A 21,772-nucleotide genomic window follows, 5' to 3' on the forward strand; every position below is an offset into this window, starting at 1 on the left:
GCCTTTCATGGCGCACTACATTAAAATCATTATTCTGTTTCTAACTGGGATTGGCGGATGCTTTGCAAACACTAATGATGAGTTAAGGCATTATCAAGAGGAGGGGGCTCACCAGGTATCAACCATTTCGAATAAGACAATTGAAACGTTAAAGCGCACGTCCTCACGGAATCAATCAGAGCACCAATTATTAATTGATACACTCATGCAACGCAGCACAGACGGTTTACAAAGCAATCAAAAACCGCAGGGAGCTGAAGGTGCCATTTTATTTGTATCCTTTTCCATGCCCGACTCACTTTTATTTGCATTGAGCGATGAAGCAGCACGGTTTCATATTCCCGTGGTCATTAATGGGTTAGTGGATGGTGATTTTAAACAGACCATAGAAACATTTAAACGTCTTAATAGCGAAGCCAAAAAGCAGCATTTGAACTTTAAGGGAATTTCTATTGATCCAGTCTGGTTTAATCAATTCCACATTACAACGGTTCCAGCGCTTGTAGTAACAGAGCCCTCCAGGTCTTGCGGTTCAGGGCAGCCCTGCACCAATCAACCGTTTGATGTAGTGTATGGCAATGCAAGCATTAAAAAAGGACTCGAGCTCATCGCCCAGAAAGGAGACGCAGGAGCGACATTAGCGGCCACCATTTTGGAGAAAGGCCATGTTTAGAAGTTTGTTGACCATCGCCTGTATTTTTGGTTTTTGCACTTTCTCGGCTGCCAATACAACAGCCCAAGACTTTCAGAAATTAAAAGAATACGCAAAATCTTTGGGGAATCAACCACTGAGCGCCATGAATGAATTTAAGCCCCAGAATACCTTCAAAGACTATACGGAAACTCCCTCGCAATCGCTTCATTATCAGGGGGTTGAAACTGAAAAAACCGATTTAAGTACCTTTGCTGCCAATGCCTTACACAATGATGCCGGTGGACGTACTGTGACTGAGCATTTTGGTCAGCGCCAATTTGAAATCAATACCAAAAATGAAGCGATTAAAAACGCTAAATTAATTGAAGAAGAAAGTTATGCCATTACTCATGGACAATCCAATGAGCGAGTCAAATGTGATGAAAAGCCACAGGCTTGTGAGATTAAATCACATGAGGAAATCTGCCATACATCAAGGCAATTACCCGAGCAGCAGTGTTTTAAAAAACGTAAAGTAACCGTGAACACCGAGCGCTTAAGTCAAAGAGCTGATTTTGAGGTATGGGTTCATAAAAAATGGACGGGGCTTATTGCGGTTAATCTTATAACGGGTGCCATGACCAATAGCGCAGGCGGGCACTTAACCAATCCTGTGAAGTTAAATCATCCCTGTGAAGAAATGAAAGCCACGGTTCACTCCATTTTAAATAATGGTGGTTCTGCTCATTGGGTGCATGTTGTGGGACTTCCAACCTGCCAGAATGGAGGCGTAATCACCTTGTATATTTCAGATAAGTTCAGTCGCTATTACCCAATTCAGGTGGCATTGACGATTAATGCCCATTCCAAATCCTATGTGGAAGAAGAGCACTGGGATAATGAATGCGCCACTCTTGAGACAAACAACCTATGTCAAAAAACACAAGAGCAGTGTACTGATTCCAATCCAACCCGTGTCATTAATGGTCTGCCCGTCACCCGTGATTGCTGGGAGCTTAATGCACGATACCAGTGTGCATCCGCTGCAGCCGATGAATGTAAAACGCAACGGGAAAAAGGATGCTTACAGGCAAGCTCGCGCTGCACATTAATGAACAATAATACCTGCTCGCTCTATGAGCAGGTATATCGTTGCGATGAGACAGTCTGCCCACAGCCTGTGGCCTGTGTGCGAGATCTCTTTTGTGCCGATGGAGACTGCACGGAACATGCAGCAACTCAGAATGATGGTTTTGGAGAGGCCATGGCACCCATGGCCGTTGCAGGGGCTGCTGGCGCTGAGTTTGGTAAAACGCAGGCTACCTTATTTTCAGGCCATCCTGTGCAGTGCAAAATCTGGGTTTGGGACATTATTGATTGTTGTTCGAATGAAGGCTGGGCTGACAAACTCCATATCGATTTGTGTCGTGAAGAAGATAAGGCTTTAGGCAAAGCCAAATTGAATTACCTGGCTCATTATGTAGGCGAGTTTTGCAGCCAGAAAGATCCCATTTTTGGCACCTGTCTGGAGCACAAACGCACCTATTGTGTCTTTGACAGCAAAATGGCGCGCATTATCCAGGCCGAAGGACGTTTAAGACAATTAAATCCCAACGCTTTAGGAGATGCAGAGCATACACGCTGTGCGGGGCTCAGTGTGAATGAATTACAAAGCCTTGATATGGGACGCATCGATTTTTTAAACCCTGTGTATCCATTTCCCCAGGGACAGCCAACAAAAGAAGCAGGAATTGTAGGCGATGTCGTTTTAAATAGCCCCGACGCTTCAAAAACCATGGATGAAATCAAACGGCGAGTCCAGAAAAAGGCGGAACAAAAATGAGATTATTCACTATTATTTTAATGTTACTTTCCATGCCGGTCATGGCTGATTTAGTAAGTCCACCCGCTCATGGGTTTCATTGGTACAGTACAGAAAACAAAGAGCATCAGGTGAAACCTGTTCAAAATCCAAAGGTATCAAAGCCTTCGCTGACTCCTTATGAGCAGCTCATGGAAGTCCGCAAAGCCACAATGAATAAGCTCGCAACGGCATTAATTGCCCCATCATTTGATGCAACCTATGAGTACATGAAAGCCCAGCAGGTGTATGCCAAAAACAATCAGAAATTTGTCCAGTACTGGCAACAGGTTCTGTTGTCTCATCCTGAGCTGGATCATTCCTTAAATTTTCCAACCGACAATACGGCTGTGGCCATTCGCAATGATTCAATGAATCTTTTAATGGAGAGGGTAGTCCAAGAAGGGGCTAAACGTTATGGATTAATCCTTTTTTACAAAGGGAACAGTTCCATTTCGCAAAAATTCATCACTCATCTTGTTCCATTCGTCAATTTGACCCATTTTTCCATGATTTCAGTCACGACAGATGGGCAACCTATTGAAGGTCTGCCTAATCCTAAAAACATACCTCTTCATGAAATACAAAAAACAATGAATTTGCAGTCACGCTACATGCCTGCACTGTTTCTTGTTGATTTAAAAACACAACACATGTCGCCCTTGTCCTACGGATTTGTCTCCACAACCGAATTAAAGGAACGTCTGCTGGATGTGGCGACTCATTACAAACGATACAGCTATGAGGGGTTTGAAGCATGATTGTTCGCATCATTTTTTTACTGCTTTTTTCTGTAATTAGTCCTTTGCACGCCAATGTGGCAGTTGAAGAACTCAATGCACTGTTATTGAAAAAGCAAGCCCCTAAAGCTTTTGCACAAAAGGAATCAGCTGAAGCTAAAGATTTATCCAAAAATTATTATTTTGCATTTATTTATCGAAGCACCTGCCCACATTGTAAAAAATTCTCCCCTGTATTAAAGGATTTTTCAGAAACATTCCATATTAAGGTTCGTGCTTTTAGCCTGGATGGAGAATCCCTGGATGGACTCGATACCACACCATTAACACCTGAACTTTTTCAAACGTTCTATGTATCAGGAGGGTATAAGCCTACGGTTCCCGCCTTGTTTTTAGTCAATCGACATACCCTGGAAGCCTACGCTGTCTTGTTTGGAGAAGCAACTCCTTATCAGCTGGCACAAAGAGTTCATGAATTAAAGCAACACATTGAGGAGAAATTTAATGATTAGAGCTCTTGTGCTAGCCGTTGTTGCGTCTTTTACTTGCGTGGCAGGAAATGGTGTTCATGCATCAGCCAGTGCCGATTTAAATCATTTTTTTAATAATCTTGGTTATTCTGCGAATGTCACAGGTAGCCATTCCTATGAATCACAGGCAGCAGGATTTGCATCATTAGGCTCAGTCTATGCCAGAAATCAAGTGCGCTCCATTCAGATAGCTCACGTTGATGTACCTGGTTTTCGCTCAGGATGTGGCGGAATTGATATTTTTGCAGGTGGTTTTTCCTTTATTAAATCAGAGCAGATAGTTTCATTTATGCAGAACATTTTAAGTAACGGGGCAGGCTATGCAATGAACCTGGCACTCGAGACCGAGCTGCCTGAAATTGCTCATGCCATGCAGTACATGCAAAAGCTGGCAAATGACATTAATGGAACTAATTTTAATTCGTGTGAGATGGGAGAAAATCTGACTGCAGCGCTTTATCCCAAAAATAGAGCGGCACATCAGCGTTTGTGTGAGGACATCGGGCGTAACCGTAATGTATACACCGATTGGGCAGAAGCCCGACATAAATGTTCGACAGGAGGGGAGATTGAAAAGCGATTAGAACAGGCAAAAAACGATTCAGAATATAAAGACAGGGCTCTTTTGAATACCAACGTAGTTTGGGATGCATTACAACTGAATGAATTCATCAAATCAGATACAGAAATTTCAGAAGTCTATATGTCAATTTCAGGAACGCTGGTATTTGATGCCAAAGGAGGGATGCAAACGTATCCCTCTTTAGCGACTAATCAGGATTTTGTAAAAGCCTTGCTTTATGGAGGAAAATTACCCAGCTATAAGTGCACTGATTCGAACAAGCCGATGAAATGTGTTGCCATCAATGTGAAAGGAAGCCAGGAGATTAGCAGTAAAGACGCTCTGGTATCTCAAGTACAGGCCATCCTGCAGGGAGTTTATGAGAATATCAAATCAGGGACAGCCTTAACGCCCCAACAAAAAGGGTTAATTGAACTCACCCAGCCGTCCGTATTTCAGCTTATTTCAGCCAGCGCACAGCAGAATATTGGCATACAAAGCAGTTATGAGCTTGCCCAGAGTGTAGCAACGGATTTGCTTGCCCAATATCTTGCAAACTCACTTGAAGTGATTCGAGCATCCCTTGCAGGGCGTGATATAGGAAATGCCCATGAAGAAAAACTATTTAAAAATCTGCAGGTGGCACAACAATTTGTAGATAATTTTAATAGCGAATCAAGAGCACGTTTTAATGCGGCACTGACCACCAATCAATTGGTTCAAAACAACGTGAAGCAGGCACTGAATGCCCTTAATCCCATCTTAAGACAATCCTATACCGGAGGCGCACAATGAGCCCATTATTAATCTATACCCCACAAAATGGGATTTATTTAAAAGAGTTGCTTGATGGTATGGCCACTTTGCTTACTGAATCTACCTTTAGTACGGCGTGTGACATTATCATGATTCTATCCGTTAGTATGGTCGGTTATCAGTTCGTGATGGGGAAAAAGCTCGAATCATTAACTCGCTTTATGCTGACCACCTTTTTAGTCATGTATTGCGTGCTGGGCATTAAAGTGCCTGTGGCTATTATTGACATGCAGACAGCCGAAGGAGCAGGGGAAGCCTTAACGGTTGATCATGTACCGCTAGGCGTTGCTTTACCTGCCTCATTGATTAGTGGCATGGGGTATGGAATTACGACTGCCTTTAGTGATGTATTTCGCATGCCAGATAGCCTGGAGTACAACAAAACAGGAATGATTTTTGGTGCAAGGACTTGGCTTGCAGCAACTCAGACAAGGCTCTCCATGTCGCCTGATTTGGCACAAGACCTATCGTCCTATATCCGCCAATGCGTGTTTACGGCAAAACTTTTGGCAAGCCATCAATTAAGCCCTCAAGAGCTGACCCAAAGTGCTCATCTTTCTAAAACCTATTTTGAGGAGCCATCACCCATTTATCGGGTAATTCTGCACAATGGAGTCAATTTAAGTTGTGGTGATGCAGCAGCCAATTTGAAGACTCGACTACCCATTGCAGCGAAATTGGAGTTGGAGCGTCTTAATCATCTGGTAACCACAGGCGCTTTAACATCACGCAACACAGACAGCAGTTCGTTGCCTGGCGAAAAGACTTTTGGTGACAGGTTGGAGGCCGCTCATAAATATTACATGAATATTACCGAAGATGCTGCCGAAACACTCACCCAAAATATCTTAATTAATGCGACCCGAGATGCCGCAGCCGATGCTTTTGCTTTCTCAGGAGCTGATGCCGCACTCATGAATTACACCAATACGGACAGCACCCAAAAAATGCACATCGCTGAAGCCAATAGCTTTTGGCTTGCAGGATTTCGCCTGCCTTACTATATGACCGTGATGTGGATGTTGACCCTGTGTATCTTTCCATTAGTCGTTTTGATTTCATTTTTTCCGACCCTGAGTAACGCTTATTTCCTGTGGGTGCAATCTCAAATCTACCTTTGGTCATGGCCTCCGATGTTTATTATTTTTCATTGGTTTGTTTCCATGGCCTCAAGTACCACCATTACTTTGTTTGGTCAAAAAACAGGAGGTGTGACCTTCTCTAATATCGATTCATTAGCCAGCATGCACAGTAATTTTGCCTATACGGCAGGCGCATTGGCGGCAAGTGTTCCTGTTATTGCCCTGTACATCACGAAAGGATTGGGACAGATTTTGAGTACATCCTCCCAGCATTTTGGTGGTATGGCACAATCTTTGTCAGTCAGTGAAGCGCAATCTGCAGCTGCAGGTAACATCTCAATGGCAAGTTACAGTGGTTGGAATATGAACTATGAAAATACCAGCGCCAATAACGTTTCGGCTAACAAGCACGATACCAATTGGACGAACATGCATGGGATGCACACGGAACAATTGGGAAGTGGTGTGCTTAAGACTACCACAAGCCATGGGGATGCTGTTTTTGACGTAAATCCTGGGATGTCACGAGGCCCCGTACACATATCAGATACAAAGGCCATAAGCGGCTCTTTAAATCAGGCTTTTGAAGAATCCAGACAGGCTGCAGCCAATGAAAGTCAGCATTATCAAACGTCCTTGTCCAGTTTTGCGCACAGTGCCGTGCAGTTATCTAAAATGCAGGGTCATGATATGCGTTTGGGCGATGGAGTGTCTGAAAGTGAATCCGGTCAATACAGCCAGGCATTATCGACCATGACGCATATTGCCTCGGATGTAGCTAAACGCGAAGGGATAAGCCAAGAAGATGCGCTGGCTCATATGACCGCTGCTGGATTAAATGTCCACGCCGGAGTTGCAAGTGAAAAAAGCATGCTGGGAAGCATTGGGCGGTTTGCTTTTGGAGCAACAGGAGGTGCTGATAGTCATGCCAAGTTCGACAGGTCATCAACAAGTAGTGATCGTTACCATGAAGGGACGGACAGCAGCATGTCAGCGAAGGAAGCAGAAGACTTTAATCAGGCGCTTAATTACGTGAGCCAGTTTGCACAAAACCATCATTTTGATAACAGCCATTCGGAAGGGGCAAGCCTTTCGAATCAAATGGGTACCGATTTAAGGGAGGCGCAAACGGCAAGCCAAAACTATGATGCCTCGATGTCTAAAGCCGCTCGCATTAGCACGGCCAGGAGTTATGTGGAATCAAACGCTGATCAAGTTACTACCGATCTAAATCAGGCCTTCTCGAAATATGTTGCAAGTCGAACTGATGAAGTAACTCGTGATGCGTTGTATTCCAATCCTTCAGATCTGGCTTCATTAAAACAATTACAAACGCTGGCTAATGAGTTTATCCATGAGCAACGAGAAGGTTTAATCGCACGATACGGCAATGCTTCTAAAAATGCTCGGATTGACTCCTTTTATCAGGATGCAGCAAATCCATTAAGTTCAAAAGAGTCACAAATGAGAGCAGACTACCACAAAAACAGTAATGCATTGGAGGATTCTGGAAAGACTATGGGGATTGGTATGGATGCTTCAAGAGCCCAAAGTATGCAGCAAAAAATTAATAATCATGTAGATGCGGCGGTTAATAAAACAAGCAGTGGAGGAGGGCGTTTAAAGAGTCAATACCAGCAAGCGGTTGAAACAACAAACAACGATGTAGGCGAAGGTAAAAAACTGGGGCAAACCAACGTGGCCATACCCGCCTATTTTACTAAATGGGTTGATCATCATGATAAATCAGCCCCAAAGAAGGAGCTTATCCATGAATAATGAAGAAATGAATTCACAAGAATTAAAAGAGGCCATCGCCTTGGATATAGAAACATTAAAAACATTGGACGTGGATATTATGCCGGCCAAGGAGTATTACCAGGCGAACAGGCGTTTGTTTTTGCATGTTTTTTTTAAACTATATGGAACAATACTTCTTGGATTTTTACTTCCACTCCCTTTTTATTGGAAGGTGTTGATGGTGGAGACTTCAACACACGAGCTCATCTACATTTTTTTCTGGCTGCCATTAATGGCTCTAGGACTATGCCTTTTTGTTTTTCTATTCATTTACAGCTCATTAAATCAATACATTTTGATTGACTATCAATTGAAACACAAACTAAGAACAGGCTCATTGATTGTAAAACAAATAAGGCGGGCTGGAACTATAGCTTATCGAATATTTGCAGGGCTTGTTTTGATTCCTTCACTGTTCTTGTTTCCCAGTGCTGCCTTCTTCATATCCTTTGGCGCTTTTTTCATCAGCGGGATTTTAACGAGCATCCTTGTTGAAATGGAGCTCAATAGGATAGGCATCAGCGCTCTGTTTACTCTCATAAAGAATTATTTTGATAAGGACAAAAATGCCAGTGCGGCAATACCCTTAAAATAAACAAAACACATCAAAAAGAATAAATTTTAACCACAAATGCAAGCAGTGGAAGCCGCTGCTTTGCCCAAAACAAGCAGAAGGAAGATAAAATGAGTCATGAATCCAATTACAAACATTATACCCGTGGAGGCCAGATCTCATTCCATAATCTGCGGATGTGGTTTCAGATTAACAAAGCGCTCTTTCATGTTTACTTATTCATTTGGGCAGGGTTAAGCATTGTATTGACCGGTATTTTTGCGCCACATGGAATGATAAGACAGACGGTGTCCTATCACGCGGCTCACTTTTATCACCTGGCAGGGGTGCCACATGTATTTTCTATCCCTGTTAAAGGGGGGAATGCATCACAAACTGTCGAGCAGCTTCTCCACAATCACTATTTTTCTGCTACCTCAGATCGTTTACTGACCTTCTTGTTACAGTCAACTCTATGGAGTTTTCCCTTATCGTTGATTGTGGCACTTTTGGTGAGCCGATATTTCATTTATCGAGGAAAGGTTCAAACGCAAAATCAATTTATACGAGGGGCGAGTTTAGTCCCATCAGAAACACTTAAAAAACAGATAATAAAACAAAGAAAAGCATCTGATTTACAACTTGATGGATTTCCTCTTTTGCAAGGATCAGAGGTACAGCATTTATTGGTACATGGTACGGTCGGTATGGGGAAAAGTCAGTTCATCATGAAATTGATGGATTGTTTACGTGCGCGTGGCGACCGAGTGATTGTTTATGACAAGGGGTGCACGTTTACTCAGGCGTATTTTCAGGAAGGTCATGATGTCTTGCTCAATCCTTTTGATGCACGCTGCGCTAATTGGGATTTATGGCTGGAAGCCCCAAAAGATGAATTACTGGAAAATATGGCAGAAAGTCTCATCCCTATGCATGGAGAAAACGATCCGTTTTGGGTTAATGCAGCACGTACCGTGTTTGCCTGTCTTGCAAGTCAAATGCGTGAGGATAAAGAACGTTCCTTATCCAAGCTGTTAGGGTTACTTGTAACTGGTGAGTTTAGCGAGTTGGAACCTTATCTCAACGGTACAGCGGCAGCAACTTTGGTCAGTAATAAAATAGAAAAAACAGCCATCTCCATTCGCTCTGTCATTACAACCTACCTTAAATCAATGCAGTCGTTAAGTGGTCTTGATGAGTCTGGGAAGCCTTCCTTTTCCATTCGTGATTATCTGTTAAATAAAGATTTGGAGGGCTGGCTTTTTATATCAAGCAATGGGGAACAACATAAATCTTTAAAGCCGTTGATTTCGATGTGGATTGCCATGGCATCACTGACACTCTTAAGTTTGCCAGAAGACGCGAACAGGCGAATTTGGTTTATTTGTGATGAATTACCAAGCCTGCACAAATTACCCTTATTAGGTGAAACCATTGCTGAAGTCAGGAAATTTGGCGGCTGTTTTCTTCTGGGAATGCAGAGCTTTAGTCAATTGGAGAAGGTATATGGGCGTAGTGGGGCAGCTGAAATTTTTGATTTGCTTAATACCCGAGCCTTTTTTGCAAGCCCAAGCCATGAAATGGCGCAACTTGTCAGTAAAGAGCTTGGGGATGAAGAAATTGATGACACCCGAGAAAATTACTCTTATGGAGCCAACTCCATTCGTGACGGCATTTCATTAGGAAAAAACCGTATAACACGCCCCTTAGTAACCTATCCTGAAATTATGGGACTTGATCCGCTTACCTGTTATCTGCGATTGCCTGGTCAATACCCTATTACAAAGCTGGAACTTCATTATCAAAAAAGAAGTATAAAGGCCGCAGGTTTTTTACCTCGTGCCATACCGTCCCTTCCTCCGTGTGATGCAAATCTCAAAAAGGGTTCTGCCGTTAATGAGCCCACCAGCGGTCGTTTTGAGGTGCAAGCGCCAACCAACATCAAACGTATCGAATGCGAGTCCGATAAGGAATTCATTTTTTGATAGGGGAATAAATCATGTTAAGTCTGCGAGTCAAACCAATTAAAAAGCCTGGTTATTATTTTGATCAGGAAAATTATTATTTTACGAACCAATTGGTTACCCAATGGGTTGGATTAAGTGCTGCGCGTCAAAATCTTTCTGGAGAAGTTAACGTAAAAACCCTTGAGTCTATTGTCAGTGGCGAATTACCAAGCGGTGATGTGATTAAAGGCTTGAAATCAGCCACTGGTGAAATGAACAGGCGAGGCGGTTATGATTTAACTTTTTCTGCCCCAAAATCCGTGTCCTATCTTGGGCTGGTTTGTGAACACAAAGAATTTATTGATTTGCACCTCAATGCGGTAAAGACAGTCTTAAAACTGATTGAAAAGGAGGCGGCACAAGCGCGCAAATCAGGAAAAGAAGGCATGGAATATGAAAAAACGGGGAATCTTTGTTTTGCTGCCATTCTCCATGATACCTCCAGAGAGCTTGATCCTCAGCTTCATGTGCATGCATTGTTGATGAATTTCACCGAGCGGCTGGATGGCAAATGGCGTGCGTTGGCTTCTGATATCAGTCGCAATAATGGCACCATGGAGTGGATTATGGATAATCAAATCTTTTTGGGACTTGTGTACCGCTCTGAAATGGCTCTTGGTTTAAAAGAAATGGGGCTCGAAATAGAGCATACGGGTGATGCTCATGGTCTATTTGAAATCAAGCATTTTGATAAGGCATTGTTGGAGCAAATCTCTAAGCGCCGTGCCCAGGTTGAAGAACATATTAAAGGGATGCACTCTAATTCATTAAAAGCGTATGACAGGGCGACTCTGGATTCAAGGAAATCAAAGGAAATGGTTTCTCCAGAGGAATTACGCACACGATGGAGCGCTGAAAGTGAAGCGTTGGGCGTTAATCCAGCCACCTATCTTGCCACCTTAAAAGAAAAAACTAAAGAATCGCATACACCAAAAGAAACCATGTCCAATAATCAAGAACTCGATAGAAGTGTTCTTGACGCAATTGCGCATTTAGAAGAAAAAAAACTAACCTTTACCTATCAGGAAGTATTACAGACGAGCCTTTATTTTTCCTTAGGTGAACAGGGCTTTGAAGCACTGATGGCACGGATTGATAAAGAAATTGATGCACAAAATCTGATTGCTCTTAATACAGAAAACTCCTCTTTTACAACGAGTACGCTCATTAACAAGGAACAAGAACTCATTAAAAAAATCGTGAACTTCACACCCCAAAAAAAAGGCTTAGAACGCAATACGGATAAGGTTTGCAAACTCACTGATAATGAGTCCATTCAAAAAGCAGTAACTCAAGCCTTATTTAATAAAGAAGGGGTTGTGCGCATCAAACAGCAAAGTGCTACCTCGCGTGAGCTCTTAAGTACTTTAATTGATTATTCACAGGATTCAAAAAAAATTCGTATTCTTTGTCCTTCTGCTTATTCTGCGCGGACGATGAATAAGGACATGACCCAATCAGCGCCTACCCTGTGGCAATGGATTTTATCTATTGGAAAACAGGATTTGTGTGAAACAGTTGCGGGCTTTAATTATCGCCATCGTTCAGAGCATAAATTACCTTTTTTTAACAGTAAAAAGGAGCGCGAGGTGCTGATTGTGGATGAATCACAGCGTCTTACTCCCGACGAGATGAATACTTTATTATCTATTGCCGATAAGCGTAGTGCCAAAGTCATTTTGCTGGAAAAATCACAATCCCTTTCTGGTTTTAAATCCGATATTCCCGACTTGCTGAATAAAGCCGGCATAAAAACATTTGAGGTTGATGACAGGAAAGCGCCTGCTACCAACATCAATCTCATAGAAGAAAAAACGATTGAAGGGCGTATTCTAAAAACAGCACAAATGTACAGTAACTTACCGTTGAACCAGAGGCAGAATACAAAAGTATTAACTGTCTCAAAGCTCGAAGCGAAAGAGGTCAATGAAGCAATCCGTAAGCAGTTAAAAGAGCACGGGGAGATTTCAGTAGATGAAAAGAGCATCAATACGTTAACCCCTATGTCCTTGACCTTAAGTGAAAAAAAATTGGCCAAAAGTTATCAGCCCGATTGGGTATTAATCCAGAACACCCGTACAGAATCAAAAAAATTCACGGTAATCGGTGTCAATGAAAAAGACAATCAATTGATTGTTCGGAATCATAACGGGGTAAGATCACAACTTGCTGCTAAAAATATTACAGATTCCACGCAGGTTTATGAACAAACACCATTATCAGTAAGTATAGGAGATCAATTAATTGCTATGGGCAGTTTATCCTTTGAAGGATTAAAAATCGGTAACCAATATGAGGTCACTGCATTTACCCGCCATGGAATAAAAATAAAAGATGGAAAAAGAACTATTCATCTTATCACGAGTAACGAAAAGCATTTCCCATTGAGCCATGCCTATGCCAAAACCATTTATTCTGATGATTTTAAACTCGTGAAACAAACCATTATGACACTACCGGCCTATGCGCTCAAACAAAATACCATGTCGGTATTATGCGAATCGAGCAAAGAAGAATTAATGATTATTACGGATGATGTGGAGAAGGCTAATCGGTTTGCAATGAAGACTGCAACAAAATCCTCGGCGATATCGCTGACTTTGGATGCTGCCAAAACCAATCATGGTGCACAGATTATTGACCATAGAACCACGACTGATCTACTCACGTCACTGGAACAGGCCTTAACTATTTTAACCTCGGAAAAACCTCAAAAAAGTGATGCAGAAAAAGCGCTGAACTTTGCAATAGCCCATCTTTCAGAACGAGAAGCAGCCTTTACTCGGTCAGATTTGCTTAAGGTTGCGCTCACTCAGGCTATAGGAAAAGCAGGACTTAACGAATTAAATAACGTCCTGGATAAGGTCATGACTAATGGGGATTTAATATCAGGGGGGAACGAGATTTTGACCACCAAAGAAGCGGTGGCATTTGAAGAGTCGATTATCAAGAATGTTAAAGCAGGTATTAACACCATAAAGCCGCTAATGAGTGGTGATGAAGCACGAAAACAATTAGAGCCCACACACCTTACCAAAGGCCAAAAAGAAGCATGTGAGTTAATCACGACTACAACTGATCAGTTTATTATGATTCAGGGTTATGCAGGAACAGGAAAAACAACCATGACTCGAAGTGCGATTGACACCATCAGGCATGTCCAATCTATGACTCATGAAGAGGTTAAACTGATTGCGGTCGCGCCCACGCACCAGGCTGTAAAAGAAATGAGGGCGCTGGGAATTGAAGCGCAAACATTAAAGAGTTTTCTTATTGAACAAGAACAGCAAGCGACATTAAGCAAAGAAACACTGGTGCTGCTTGATGAATCTTCTATGGTCTCTAATCGAGATTGCGCAAGCCTCATCCAAAAAATCCATGATTCGGGCGCTCGTTGCGCAATGCTTGGCGATATTAGCCAGCATCAAAGCATTGAAAGCGGTAAGCCAAGCAAGATATTGATTCAGGAAGGAAGCATCAAGGTGGCCTGTATGGATGATTTGGTACGACAACAAGTCATCGAATACAAAAAGGCAATCGAAACATTAATCACGGGGGATATTGATAAGGCGTTAACTCAGTTAGCGAATCAACCCTTAGACTCAATCACCCGAACTAAAACCGATAGTCCTTACCACAACATAACCTCTTCAATTATTGAAACAGGCCACTCGACCCAAGCGTACCAGCAACAAGAACACACTCAACAAGAATCGAGAGAACCCTTCCAGGAAGAATTAAAAGAAAAAAGCCCGATAGAAATGGCTGTAGGAGATTATTTATCACGGACACCAGCATGCCGTGATAGCACCATTGTTATCATTCATGAAAATAAAAAAAGGGAAGTTGCAAATGGTCTGATTAGAAATGCACTGATGAAAGAGTCTACCATAGGCCTTGAAAACAAAGAGTTCCCGCGGCTACTAAGCACGAATTACACCACTGCAGAGCTTTATTATTGTGAAACGTATCGGGATTGCTTAAAAAAGAAAGAAGAGTATTTTTTAAAGAAAGGAGAGCACTATTTCAAAGTAGTTTCGGTAGATGAGGCAGCGAAAGTAGTGGTATTAAATGATACGAAAGGAAATAAATGCCTCTTTGTTCCTGAAAAAGAAAATAAAGACTGGAAGATTGAATTGTTTCAATCCATGCCAGGAAGAGTTTCGGTGGGTGAAAAAATTCATTTTAAAAAATCTGATAAGACTTTGGGACGTTTCGCTAATGAAAGGGTGCAGGTGACGGAGGTAAACGATGAGTCATTTACCGTAAAAGACAGTAGTGGCGTGGCGCACGTTCTGGAAAAAAAACAGATGAAGGATTCCCATTGGGATTATAGTTATACTGCTACCAGTTATTCAATTCAAGGGGCTTCATCCCCATTTGTTATTGGAGTTGCTGAAACTAAAAATGCTCAAGTAAACCATCTGCGTTCATTTTATATCATGGTAACGCGAGGTTCCTTGCATGCCATGATTTATACGGACGATCATAAAAAACTACGAAAACAACTTCGTGTTACTCCTGAAAAAACTTCTGCATTGGAATCGCTTGGCCTCCTGCATACCCCAATGAAGTCCAAAACGCCCAATGAGCAACCAAAATCACTCAAGCCAATGCATGGTATGCCCAAAATAAAGAACCAGGAACCTCGCTATGATGCGAATATGCTGTCACAAAACTTATCCGACCAGGCTGAGCTCGTGATTGAATCACTACTTGGAGAGCCCAATAGAGCGCTTTCGTCAAAAACAGAATATCGATATGGTACTAAAGGCAGCTTAAGCATCTGTTTAAGTGGAGAAAAAAGAGGAGTTTGGCATAACTTTGAAACAAAGGAAAAAGGAAACATGCTTCATTTGATTCAAAAAACATTAAATCTAAATTTTAAAGAAAGTCTTGAATATGCTGCCAAATTCACAGGTGATGACTTAAAAGAACGTATTAAATTAGCAAGCAAAAACCCTAATAAGATTCAAGCAATCGATTCTGATAAGAAAAGAAAAACATCAGATTATGGGCTGCAATTAGCGAGAGAATCTAAACCCATATCAGGTACAATAGCAGAGCGGTATTTAAAAGAAATCAGAAAGATTCATAATGTGTCTGGAGAAAATATTCGCTTTCATCCCCATGTTTATACTAAAGATACCGAAGAAGTTCGCTACAGGCCAGCACTATTGAATATTGCGCGGGACAAAGACAATAAAGTGGCCTGCGTTGAAGCAGTATATCTGGATAATGACACAGCGAATCAAGCAATTATGAAGATAAAGCCTAAGAAATCTTATGGAATAAAAGCAGGCGCTGGAGTCATATTAAATGAGGGGAAAGGACATGAAAGTGTCACCTATATCGCAGAAGGTGTAGAAACAGGACTAAGCATCAGGGATGCAGTTCAAAATGAACGCGTTATAGCGACACTAGGGAAAGAAAATTTTGTAAATATCGATATGGCTTTGCTCACCGATAAAATAGTCATTTGCATGGATAATGATGGAAAACCCATTAAAGAGGACAGGGTAATTATTCAAACCATTGAACGATTGAAACAGCATGGAAAAACCATAGAAATTGCCATTCCGCTGCGTCAAAAAGACTTTAATGATGTGATTAAAATCGGAGGGATACAAGAAGTAGTTGATACATTAAATAAAGCAGTTAGTGTCGATAAACTGATTGGAAGCCCCAATAAAACAGATTTGAATCAAGATCAAATTAAGAAGTGTCTTGATACCATTTCACGACAAATGAACCTTGAAACTCCTGAAATTAAAAACAATTCAATTGATAAATTGAAAACCCTTCAGCGAGAAGAAATGGAAATATATTAAAATATCTTTAATTGATTGAGCATGGGAATTTTTATATGAAAAAAATGTGTGGAATAATCTCTCTAATATTGATAAATGGATCATCATTCTACCTTATTTATGTCTATGTATTAGTAGCTTGTTCCACCAAAATGAACAACCTATTACAGGTTGCTTATGAGCCATCTGGAATGCAAATGTTTTTTTATTTTATATCGCTCCCGTTTTTTATAATTTTAGCAATATTAAGTCGTATTCATTGTTTTTATTATGATGTAAAAAATGGATTAGCGTTTTCGTTGGTTTTGATTTGGTTATTGTATTTTTTATTTATCGAATATATTGACCAAATAGTTCATTTTCCCAAGGGAAATGAACTATTTTATTATGGTAGTTTAGCTATTTCATTAGGGGCATTTACTTTAATTGGATTAACTACCTATTTCCAATTAAAACAATTAATGTTCGATTCTAGGTAAAATTTTTAGAGTAAAAATTATCTTTATTACTTTCAATTTAACGGCAAGTACTATTTTTTATAACTTAATTATTGATAAATCCTTCAATGAAATTATCTACCTTTTTCTTCAGTTCTGCGATATGTTCTTCGGCATTATTCGAATCACTTTGAAGTTTGTTTTTATCATAAACACAACGAAAAATATCAGCACTTATTCCCAGCAATCTTAAAAGATGGGTCGTGTGTTGACGATTTAACTCTTCTTCTTTTTCTAAGCGTCTTTTTTCATCCTCGCTTATCACTGGATTATCTTTATTATGGAGATAAACCTTTATTCCTAATTCAATCATTTCTTTCATTGTTTGAGACGATGAATCATGCCCTTCATCTTTTTTAATGGATTCGAGCTGATCAATAATTTTTTGATTTAAATAACAATAGGCCTTGGGCATAAAATCCTCTTTTAAATTTATAATACAGGTTCAGTGCACTGATTTTGGCTAGTTGAGAATAATTATATCATTTAATTATAGGGGTCGAATAGGTGTGTATCTTTGTTTAATAGAGGTTTTTTATTCATTTACTAGGTGTGGATTAGGTGTTGATATTTTATAAATTATTGATTAATATTAAAGAGTGGATGCACACCCATATAAAACAGAGGTGTTGGCAGATTTAAAAATGCTCATCTTCACGTAAGTTATTGAATAATAATAAAATGTTTTAAGCAATAAACATTGCGAGGGGTGTGTTCTTTTTTATTTAATCATTCTTTTTATATGTGTATTTAACTGGGTATTTTAGTATTATTTATTTAAATTAACATTTTGAAAAGCGCATAATAATTGCGCGCTTGTGATTCACAGTATTCTCTTAACCATTTACTCAGTAGGGATAATTATATCATGAATATATTAAAAGGATTTCTGAAAAAAATTGCTAAAATCATTCATTTTCGACCCTATAGTGAATGGACTGAAGAAGAGAAGGCGGTGTATGCTAAACGGCATTCTTTTCATTCTTACTCTAAATCAAATGATACAAAAATTAATCCTGCAAGCGGCCTGCCAATGATTGGTTGTCTGGATGTAAATGGCAATACATTTGGATCTAACAGTTCATTTGATGATTATTATAGAAATCATGACAACAATTATCGTAGTTATTCATCTACAAATTATTGCAATAGTTATGATCCGTTTGCCAATCGCTATTAATTGTTTCGATTTTTATTTTTATGCCCTATTTTTACTGATATAGTAAACTAAATTTTTTATAAGATTTATGGTAATTTTGGAGAATCCCATGGCTTTAATCAACGCAAGAAAAACACCTGAAAAAGAAAAAATTAAAATCGAAATAAACAAAGAAATCTATTCAGAAATTAAAGAATATTGCTCATGGGTTGGTATTGATGATATTAGCCATTTTTTTGAAGAGTCATCAATTATGATTTTCTCTAAAGACAAAGAATGGAAGCAACATCGAAAAGACAAAAAACTAAATAACGAAACCGTCTAATGCTTATTAGATAGGGACTTACTTTTGAAAAAATATCAGCAACATTTTATTTACCTTCCCTTTTTTTAATTGCGTATAATATTCCTTCCAATAAAAGCAGACAAAAAGAGCTGATAGGATAGCTGAATCGATAAGAAAAAAAGCCCATGGAATTTGGGCTTTTTTTATGGAAATTCTACCCTAATTTAATTAACTCCCAATCCCCAAAGTACCCTTGTTTGGTTTTAATTAAATCCTCATAAACACGCATCTCTAAACCATCAGCAATCTCATCCCACCCTGTTACTTCCCTCGCTATATTAAAATACTCATCATTAATAAAAAACACTCTGGGAACTCCGTATGTCCAGATAATGCCATCAACACCAAAAAGTGTTGCTCCTTCAAAGCCCCAATCATCCATTTCTTGTTCTGGGGTATTGCGTCCGTGGTATAGTCTTAATTTCATCAAATGTTCCTTCCATCTTGCTGTTGTTATCACGCTATTTTCAGGATGAGGCAAAGGGATTGTTCTTTGCCTCTAAAAAAATTCCGTTACCTTTTTATTTCCATCATTTTTTCGGTTAACGTCCACAACGCACGATTTAATTTTACATTTTGATCAATAGCTTTTACTTCTCTCGTTTTTGTTCGAGTGGTGTATCCGTATTTATTTAAACGATGGCCACGGATACCTCCTTTAATTAAATTTTCTTGCAGGACATTAAACACCGTAAACAAATCATTATCTTTTTGATCTACATAACGCCTTGGTTGCAATAAACGCTCAGGAGCAACGATCATTGCGCCCTCATCATCAGAAAATTTTAGAGAATGGGCAGCTTCGGCAAAAATCATCTTTTCAGTATCGTTTAAATGAATTGAAGCCATATCATCTGATACATCGAGCATCTTGTTCGCGGTTTCAATCACTTTATAAGTACCTTCAATAACGTTTCCAACAACATCCCCCTGATGTTTAATTCTAATTTCGTCATAGGATTGTCCCGCAATCATCCCATTACCACACACAACCCGAAAAAGACCCGCCATTAGACGATAAGAAGACAAACCATCATGAGAATTAATAAGAACAAGTTCTGGATAGAGCCCCTGATTATTTTGCATGACATCATGACGTTGAAAACGGAGCATGTGTTTTGCAAATGCTTTCGATTCTTGATTCTGGCTTTTAGTCTGAGTTGCCCATGTTGGAAAAAACCCCTCTGACATTAATTTTTCAATGATTTGCTCTGTTGAGATCGCTGAATACTGAGCACTTGTTTTGTACGAACTATCTTGTGTGAATATGGAAGGGGCTAATTTAAATAGTTTTTCTTTTGATAAAATGGGTAACATGATGTTTTCTCCTATGTTTTTACTATTGTTCTCAAGGAACAAATACAGTATCTCAAAAAATCGCATCACCGTCAATTGTTTTTATAAAAACAATTGATAAAATATATTTATAAAATGTATTGATATTAATTGCTGCCCTTGTTATACTGTTTTTGTCTTAATGACACATAGTAAAAACATAGGAGAACACAATGACTATTCCAGAAATTATCCAGCAACAATTGCTGCACACGAATAAAGCTATCGTTTGGTCGTGGGGCGTATCTAAATGGTATGAACTATCATCTAATGCACTTGCAATAAGAGTTCATGCGCGTTATTTAGATGGTTTTGTCTGCATCGAGTTGGATGAGGCACAAGACCTATACAATATTTCCTTTTACCTTAACAAAGACTTTTCAGACATGCTGGTGTGGCCAGTGATACCCTATAAACCGATGAAAGGAGTCTATTGCGATCAACTGGTTGAATTCATTGATAACAGAATAGAAAAAATACCCGATTATAAATACTGACCACTGCCCTACTCCCTACCGCGGGGAGTAGGCTATTAACAGGAGTAGATTCATGAAAAAATTATCGTTTGCCGTTAAAGCAAACATGAATAAACCACCTAGAGTGCACGTGCAATCAGCCGATAAAAAAACAACCTATGGCTCATTTCAGGCAAATAACTGCGATGAATTCGATAGCTGGGATAAATTAAGCCAGGAAGAAGCCATTGAATTAAAGCACTACATGAATAATCTAGTGGCTATTGAGCATTACTTTTCCACAAAGGCTCTGTCCGAACAAAAAGATTTTAGGATCCGATTACCCGGTAGTTTTATTGATGCGATTGATGAACTAAGCAAGTTATGTTTTGAAGAGCACATCGACTTGAATGTTTATGATGCCATGATAAGTGCCGCTATTGGGCAACTTAAAATAAAGACAGCAAGCCTTCCTGATGAAAAAAAACAGCAAGCGCTGACACTGCTTAATCAACTGGGGCTTTCCGAAAATGTAAAAACAGATGTTTCCTTAAAAATACAGGCGGTATTCTCTGAATTATTATCCATTCATAACAAATCAGAAAAACTGCACCAGAAAGCCAGAACGCTGTTTAATAAAGATAAAAGCATTGCTCCAAAAACTATTGAGGAAATCGCAAAAGGTGAACTATCAACCTCGAAATGGTTAGTGGCTTGCGCTGTAGAGATTTTACTGGAAGAAAAACCAGATGTAGTGCAAAAAATATTAGCTGATGACGATATCTTGTTTTTGTGGGCTAATCCTTTACTAAAAAATAATAGGCCAATCAAAGAGCTGCTTCATACCCTAGGGTCATTAAATAATTCAGAAGCATTAAACAGCAAACTAAATTCCATGACTGATTTTAGTTAAATACTTTTCAAATTATCACATTTATGCTATAAAATACTATGAGAATCAAATTTTACCAAAAGCAATCTGGCAAAAACCCCGTGGCGGAATTTCTAAATGATTTGCCGTCCGATGAAATCGCGCGACTTGCTGGTTGTTTAAAGAGTGTTGAAGAACTGGGGTTTGATAGCCCACGGGTACAATTCAGGCAAATAAAAGGCTCGCTTTGGGAAATTAAGATTAAAACATCGCGCAGTGGTTATCGGTTTTTTTATGTGTGCATTCAAAAAGAAATCATCGTTCTTTTACATGCCTATAAAAAACAATCACAAAAAGCGCCAAAGCAAGAAATTGAACTGGCTGAAAAACGAATGATGGAGGTATACGAGAATGAAAACACTTACCTTAAATGAATTTATTGACGATAAAATCAAGCAAGATGAAGAATTTGCCAAGCACTATGAGCGTGAGCAAATTATTAATAATATAGCAGTAATGATTGTAAATGCCCGTAAAAAGCGACATATGACACAATCTGAATTGGCTAATAAAATTGGAACCAAACAATCGGTTATTTCTCGCCTTGAAAGTGGCAATAGTTCATTTATTCCCTCATTAGAGACCCTGGTGAAAGTTGCTGATGCACTCAACATGCACTTAAAATTGCAATTACAGGCCTAATTGGATTAAAAAC

General features: G+C 39.8%; 19 protein-coding genes. 16 read left to right on the forward strand and 3 right to left on the reverse strand.

What is annotated here, in order from left to right; all coding sequences use genetic code 11:
* Nucleotides 1–7: 7 nt before the first annotated feature.
* From trbC to Lstg_RS15085, 10 genes are all read left to right on the forward strand, one after another.
* Nucleotides 8–673 carry a type-F conjugative transfer system pilin assembly protein TrbC gene (gene trbC / locus Lstg_RS15040; protein WP_061391361.1) on the forward strand — a complete coding sequence of 222 codons (666 nt, stop codon included), beginning with the start codon at nt 8–10 and terminating at the stop codon, nt 671–673.
* The gene (gene traN, locus Lstg_RS15045; RefSeq protein WP_058478478.1) at nt 666–2,477 is read left to right on the forward strand and encodes a type-F conjugative transfer system mating-pair stabilization protein TraN; all 1,812 of its coding nucleotides are present in this window, start codon (nt 666–668) and stop codon (nt 2,475–2,477) included. The genes trbC and traN overlap by 8 nt, the downstream gene beginning before the upstream one ends.
* Nucleotides 2,474–3,256 carry a type-F conjugative transfer system pilin assembly protein TraF gene (gene traF / locus Lstg_RS15050; protein WP_058478479.1) on the forward strand — a complete coding sequence of 261 codons (783 nt, stop codon included), beginning with the start codon at nt 2,474–2,476 and terminating at the stop codon, nt 3,254–3,256. The genes traN and traF overlap by 4 nt, the downstream gene beginning before the upstream one ends.
* Nucleotides 3,253–3,747, forward strand: a complete 495-nt coding sequence (trbB, locus tag Lstg_RS15055) for a type-F conjugative transfer system pilin assembly thiol-disulfide isomerase TrbB (RefSeq protein ID WP_021582611.1) — start codon at nt 3,253–3,255, stop codon at nt 3,745–3,747. Before traF ends, trbB begins: the two co-directional genes overlap by 4 nt.
* Complete coding sequence (locus Lstg_RS15060) at nt 3,740–5,122, forward strand: conjugal transfer protein TraH (RefSeq protein WP_021582612.1); 1,383 nt, start codon at nt 3,740–3,742, stop codon at nt 5,120–5,122. Before trbB ends, Lstg_RS15060 begins: the two co-directional genes overlap by 8 nt.
* Nucleotides 5,119–8,004: a conjugal transfer protein TraG N-terminal domain-containing protein gene (locus tag Lstg_RS15065; RefSeq protein ID WP_058478480.1), complete on the forward strand. Its 2,886-nt coding sequence runs from the start codon at nt 5,119–5,121 to the stop codon at nt 8,002–8,004. The genes Lstg_RS15060 and Lstg_RS15065 overlap by 4 nt, the downstream gene beginning before the upstream one ends.
* Nucleotides 7,997–8,620, forward strand: coding sequence for a hypothetical protein (locus Lstg_RS15070; protein ID WP_058478481.1), 624 nt, complete (start codon nt 7,997–7,999; stop codon nt 8,618–8,620). Before Lstg_RS15065 ends, Lstg_RS15070 begins: the two co-directional genes overlap by 8 nt.
* Before the next feature lie 89 nt (nt 8,621–8,709).
* Complete coding sequence (traD, locus tag Lstg_RS15075; protein ID WP_058478482.1) at nt 8,710–10,563, forward strand: type IV conjugative transfer system coupling protein TraD; 1,854 nt, start codon at nt 8,710–8,712, stop codon at nt 10,561–10,563.
* A 14-nt stretch (nt 10,564–10,577) separates the two neighbouring features.
* Nucleotides 10,578–16,415, forward strand: coding sequence for a conjugative transfer relaxase/helicase TraI (traI, locus tag Lstg_RS15080; protein ID WP_058393364.1), 5,838 nt, complete (start codon nt 10,578–10,580; stop codon nt 16,413–16,415).
* Nucleotides 16,416–16,546: 131 nt separating this feature from the next.
* Nucleotides 16,547–16,873 (forward strand): hypothetical protein, encoded by a 327-nt coding sequence (locus Lstg_RS15085; protein ID WP_238585455.1) that lies wholly within the window; start codon nt 16,547–16,549, stop codon nt 16,871–16,873.
* A 64-nt stretch (nt 16,874–16,937) separates the two neighbouring features.
* Here the strand turns inward: Lstg_RS15085 and Lstg_RS15090 are convergent, their stop codons facing one another.
* On the reverse strand, nt 16,938–17,306 hold the full coding sequence (locus Lstg_RS15090; protein WP_042238349.1) for a hypothetical protein: 369 nt from the start codon (nt 17,304–17,306) through the stop codon (nt 16,938–16,940).
* 393 nt (nt 17,307–17,699) lie between these two features.
* On the opposite strand from Lstg_RS15090, the gene Lstg_RS15095 reads away from it, so the two are divergent.
* Both Lstg_RS15095 and Lstg_RS15100 read left to right on the forward strand, forming a co-directional pair.
* A complete protein-coding gene (locus Lstg_RS15095) occupies nt 17,700–18,071 on the forward strand; it encodes a hypothetical protein (protein ID WP_462928446.1) in 372 nt (123 codons plus the stop codon).
* An 88-nt stretch (nt 18,072–18,159) separates the two neighbouring features.
* Complete coding sequence (locus Lstg_RS15100) at nt 18,160–18,375, forward strand: hypothetical protein (RefSeq protein WP_058393368.1); 216 nt, start codon at nt 18,160–18,162, stop codon at nt 18,373–18,375.
* Between the two features lie 175 nt (nt 18,376–18,550).
* On the opposite strand, the gene Lstg_RS15105 is transcribed toward Lstg_RS15100, so the two are convergent.
* Together Lstg_RS15105 and Lstg_RS15110 are read right to left on the reverse strand one after the other, a co-directional pair.
* Nucleotides 18,551–18,823, reverse strand: coding sequence for a hypothetical protein (locus Lstg_RS15105; protein WP_058393369.1), 273 nt, complete (start codon nt 18,821–18,823; stop codon nt 18,551–18,553).
* Nucleotides 18,824–18,909: 86 nt separating this feature from the next.
* Nucleotides 18,910–19,713, reverse strand: coding sequence for a DUF932 domain-containing protein (locus tag Lstg_RS15110; RefSeq protein ID WP_058393370.1), 804 nt, complete (start codon nt 19,711–19,713; stop codon nt 18,910–18,912).
* Between the two features lie 191 nt (nt 19,714–19,904).
* Between Lstg_RS15110 and Lstg_RS15115 the strand changes: the two genes are divergently transcribed.
* Genes Lstg_RS15115 through Lstg_RS15130 form a run of 4 tightly spaced genes read left to right on the forward strand, consistent with a single transcriptional unit; the run spans nt 19,905 to nt 21,759 of the window.
* Nucleotides 19,905–20,228 carry a hypothetical protein gene (locus Lstg_RS15115; protein WP_058393371.1) on the forward strand — a complete coding sequence of 108 codons (324 nt, stop codon included), beginning with the start codon at nt 19,905–19,907 and terminating at the stop codon, nt 20,226–20,228.
* 52 nt (nt 20,229–20,280) lie between these two features.
* Nucleotides 20,281–21,099, forward strand: coding sequence for a hypothetical protein (locus Lstg_RS18030; protein WP_058393372.1), 819 nt, complete (start codon nt 20,281–20,283; stop codon nt 21,097–21,099).
* Between the two features lie 38 nt (nt 21,100–21,137).
* Nucleotides 21,138–21,491 carry a type II toxin-antitoxin system RelE/ParE family toxin gene (locus tag Lstg_RS15125; RefSeq protein WP_058393373.1) on the forward strand — a complete coding sequence of 118 codons (354 nt, stop codon included), beginning with the start codon at nt 21,138–21,140 and terminating at the stop codon, nt 21,489–21,491.
* Nucleotides 21,469–21,759, forward strand: a complete 291-nt coding sequence (locus tag Lstg_RS15130) for a helix-turn-helix domain-containing protein (RefSeq protein WP_058393374.1) — start codon at nt 21,469–21,471, stop codon at nt 21,757–21,759. Before Lstg_RS15125 ends, Lstg_RS15130 begins: the two co-directional genes overlap by 23 nt.
* Nucleotides 21,760–21,772 lie beyond the last annotated feature (13 nt).

The sequence above is a fragment of the Legionella steigerwaltii genome (genome assembly GCF_001468065.1).
Classification (GTDB): domain Bacteria; phylum Pseudomonadota; class Gammaproteobacteria; order Legionellales; family Legionellaceae; genus Legionella; species Legionella steigerwaltii.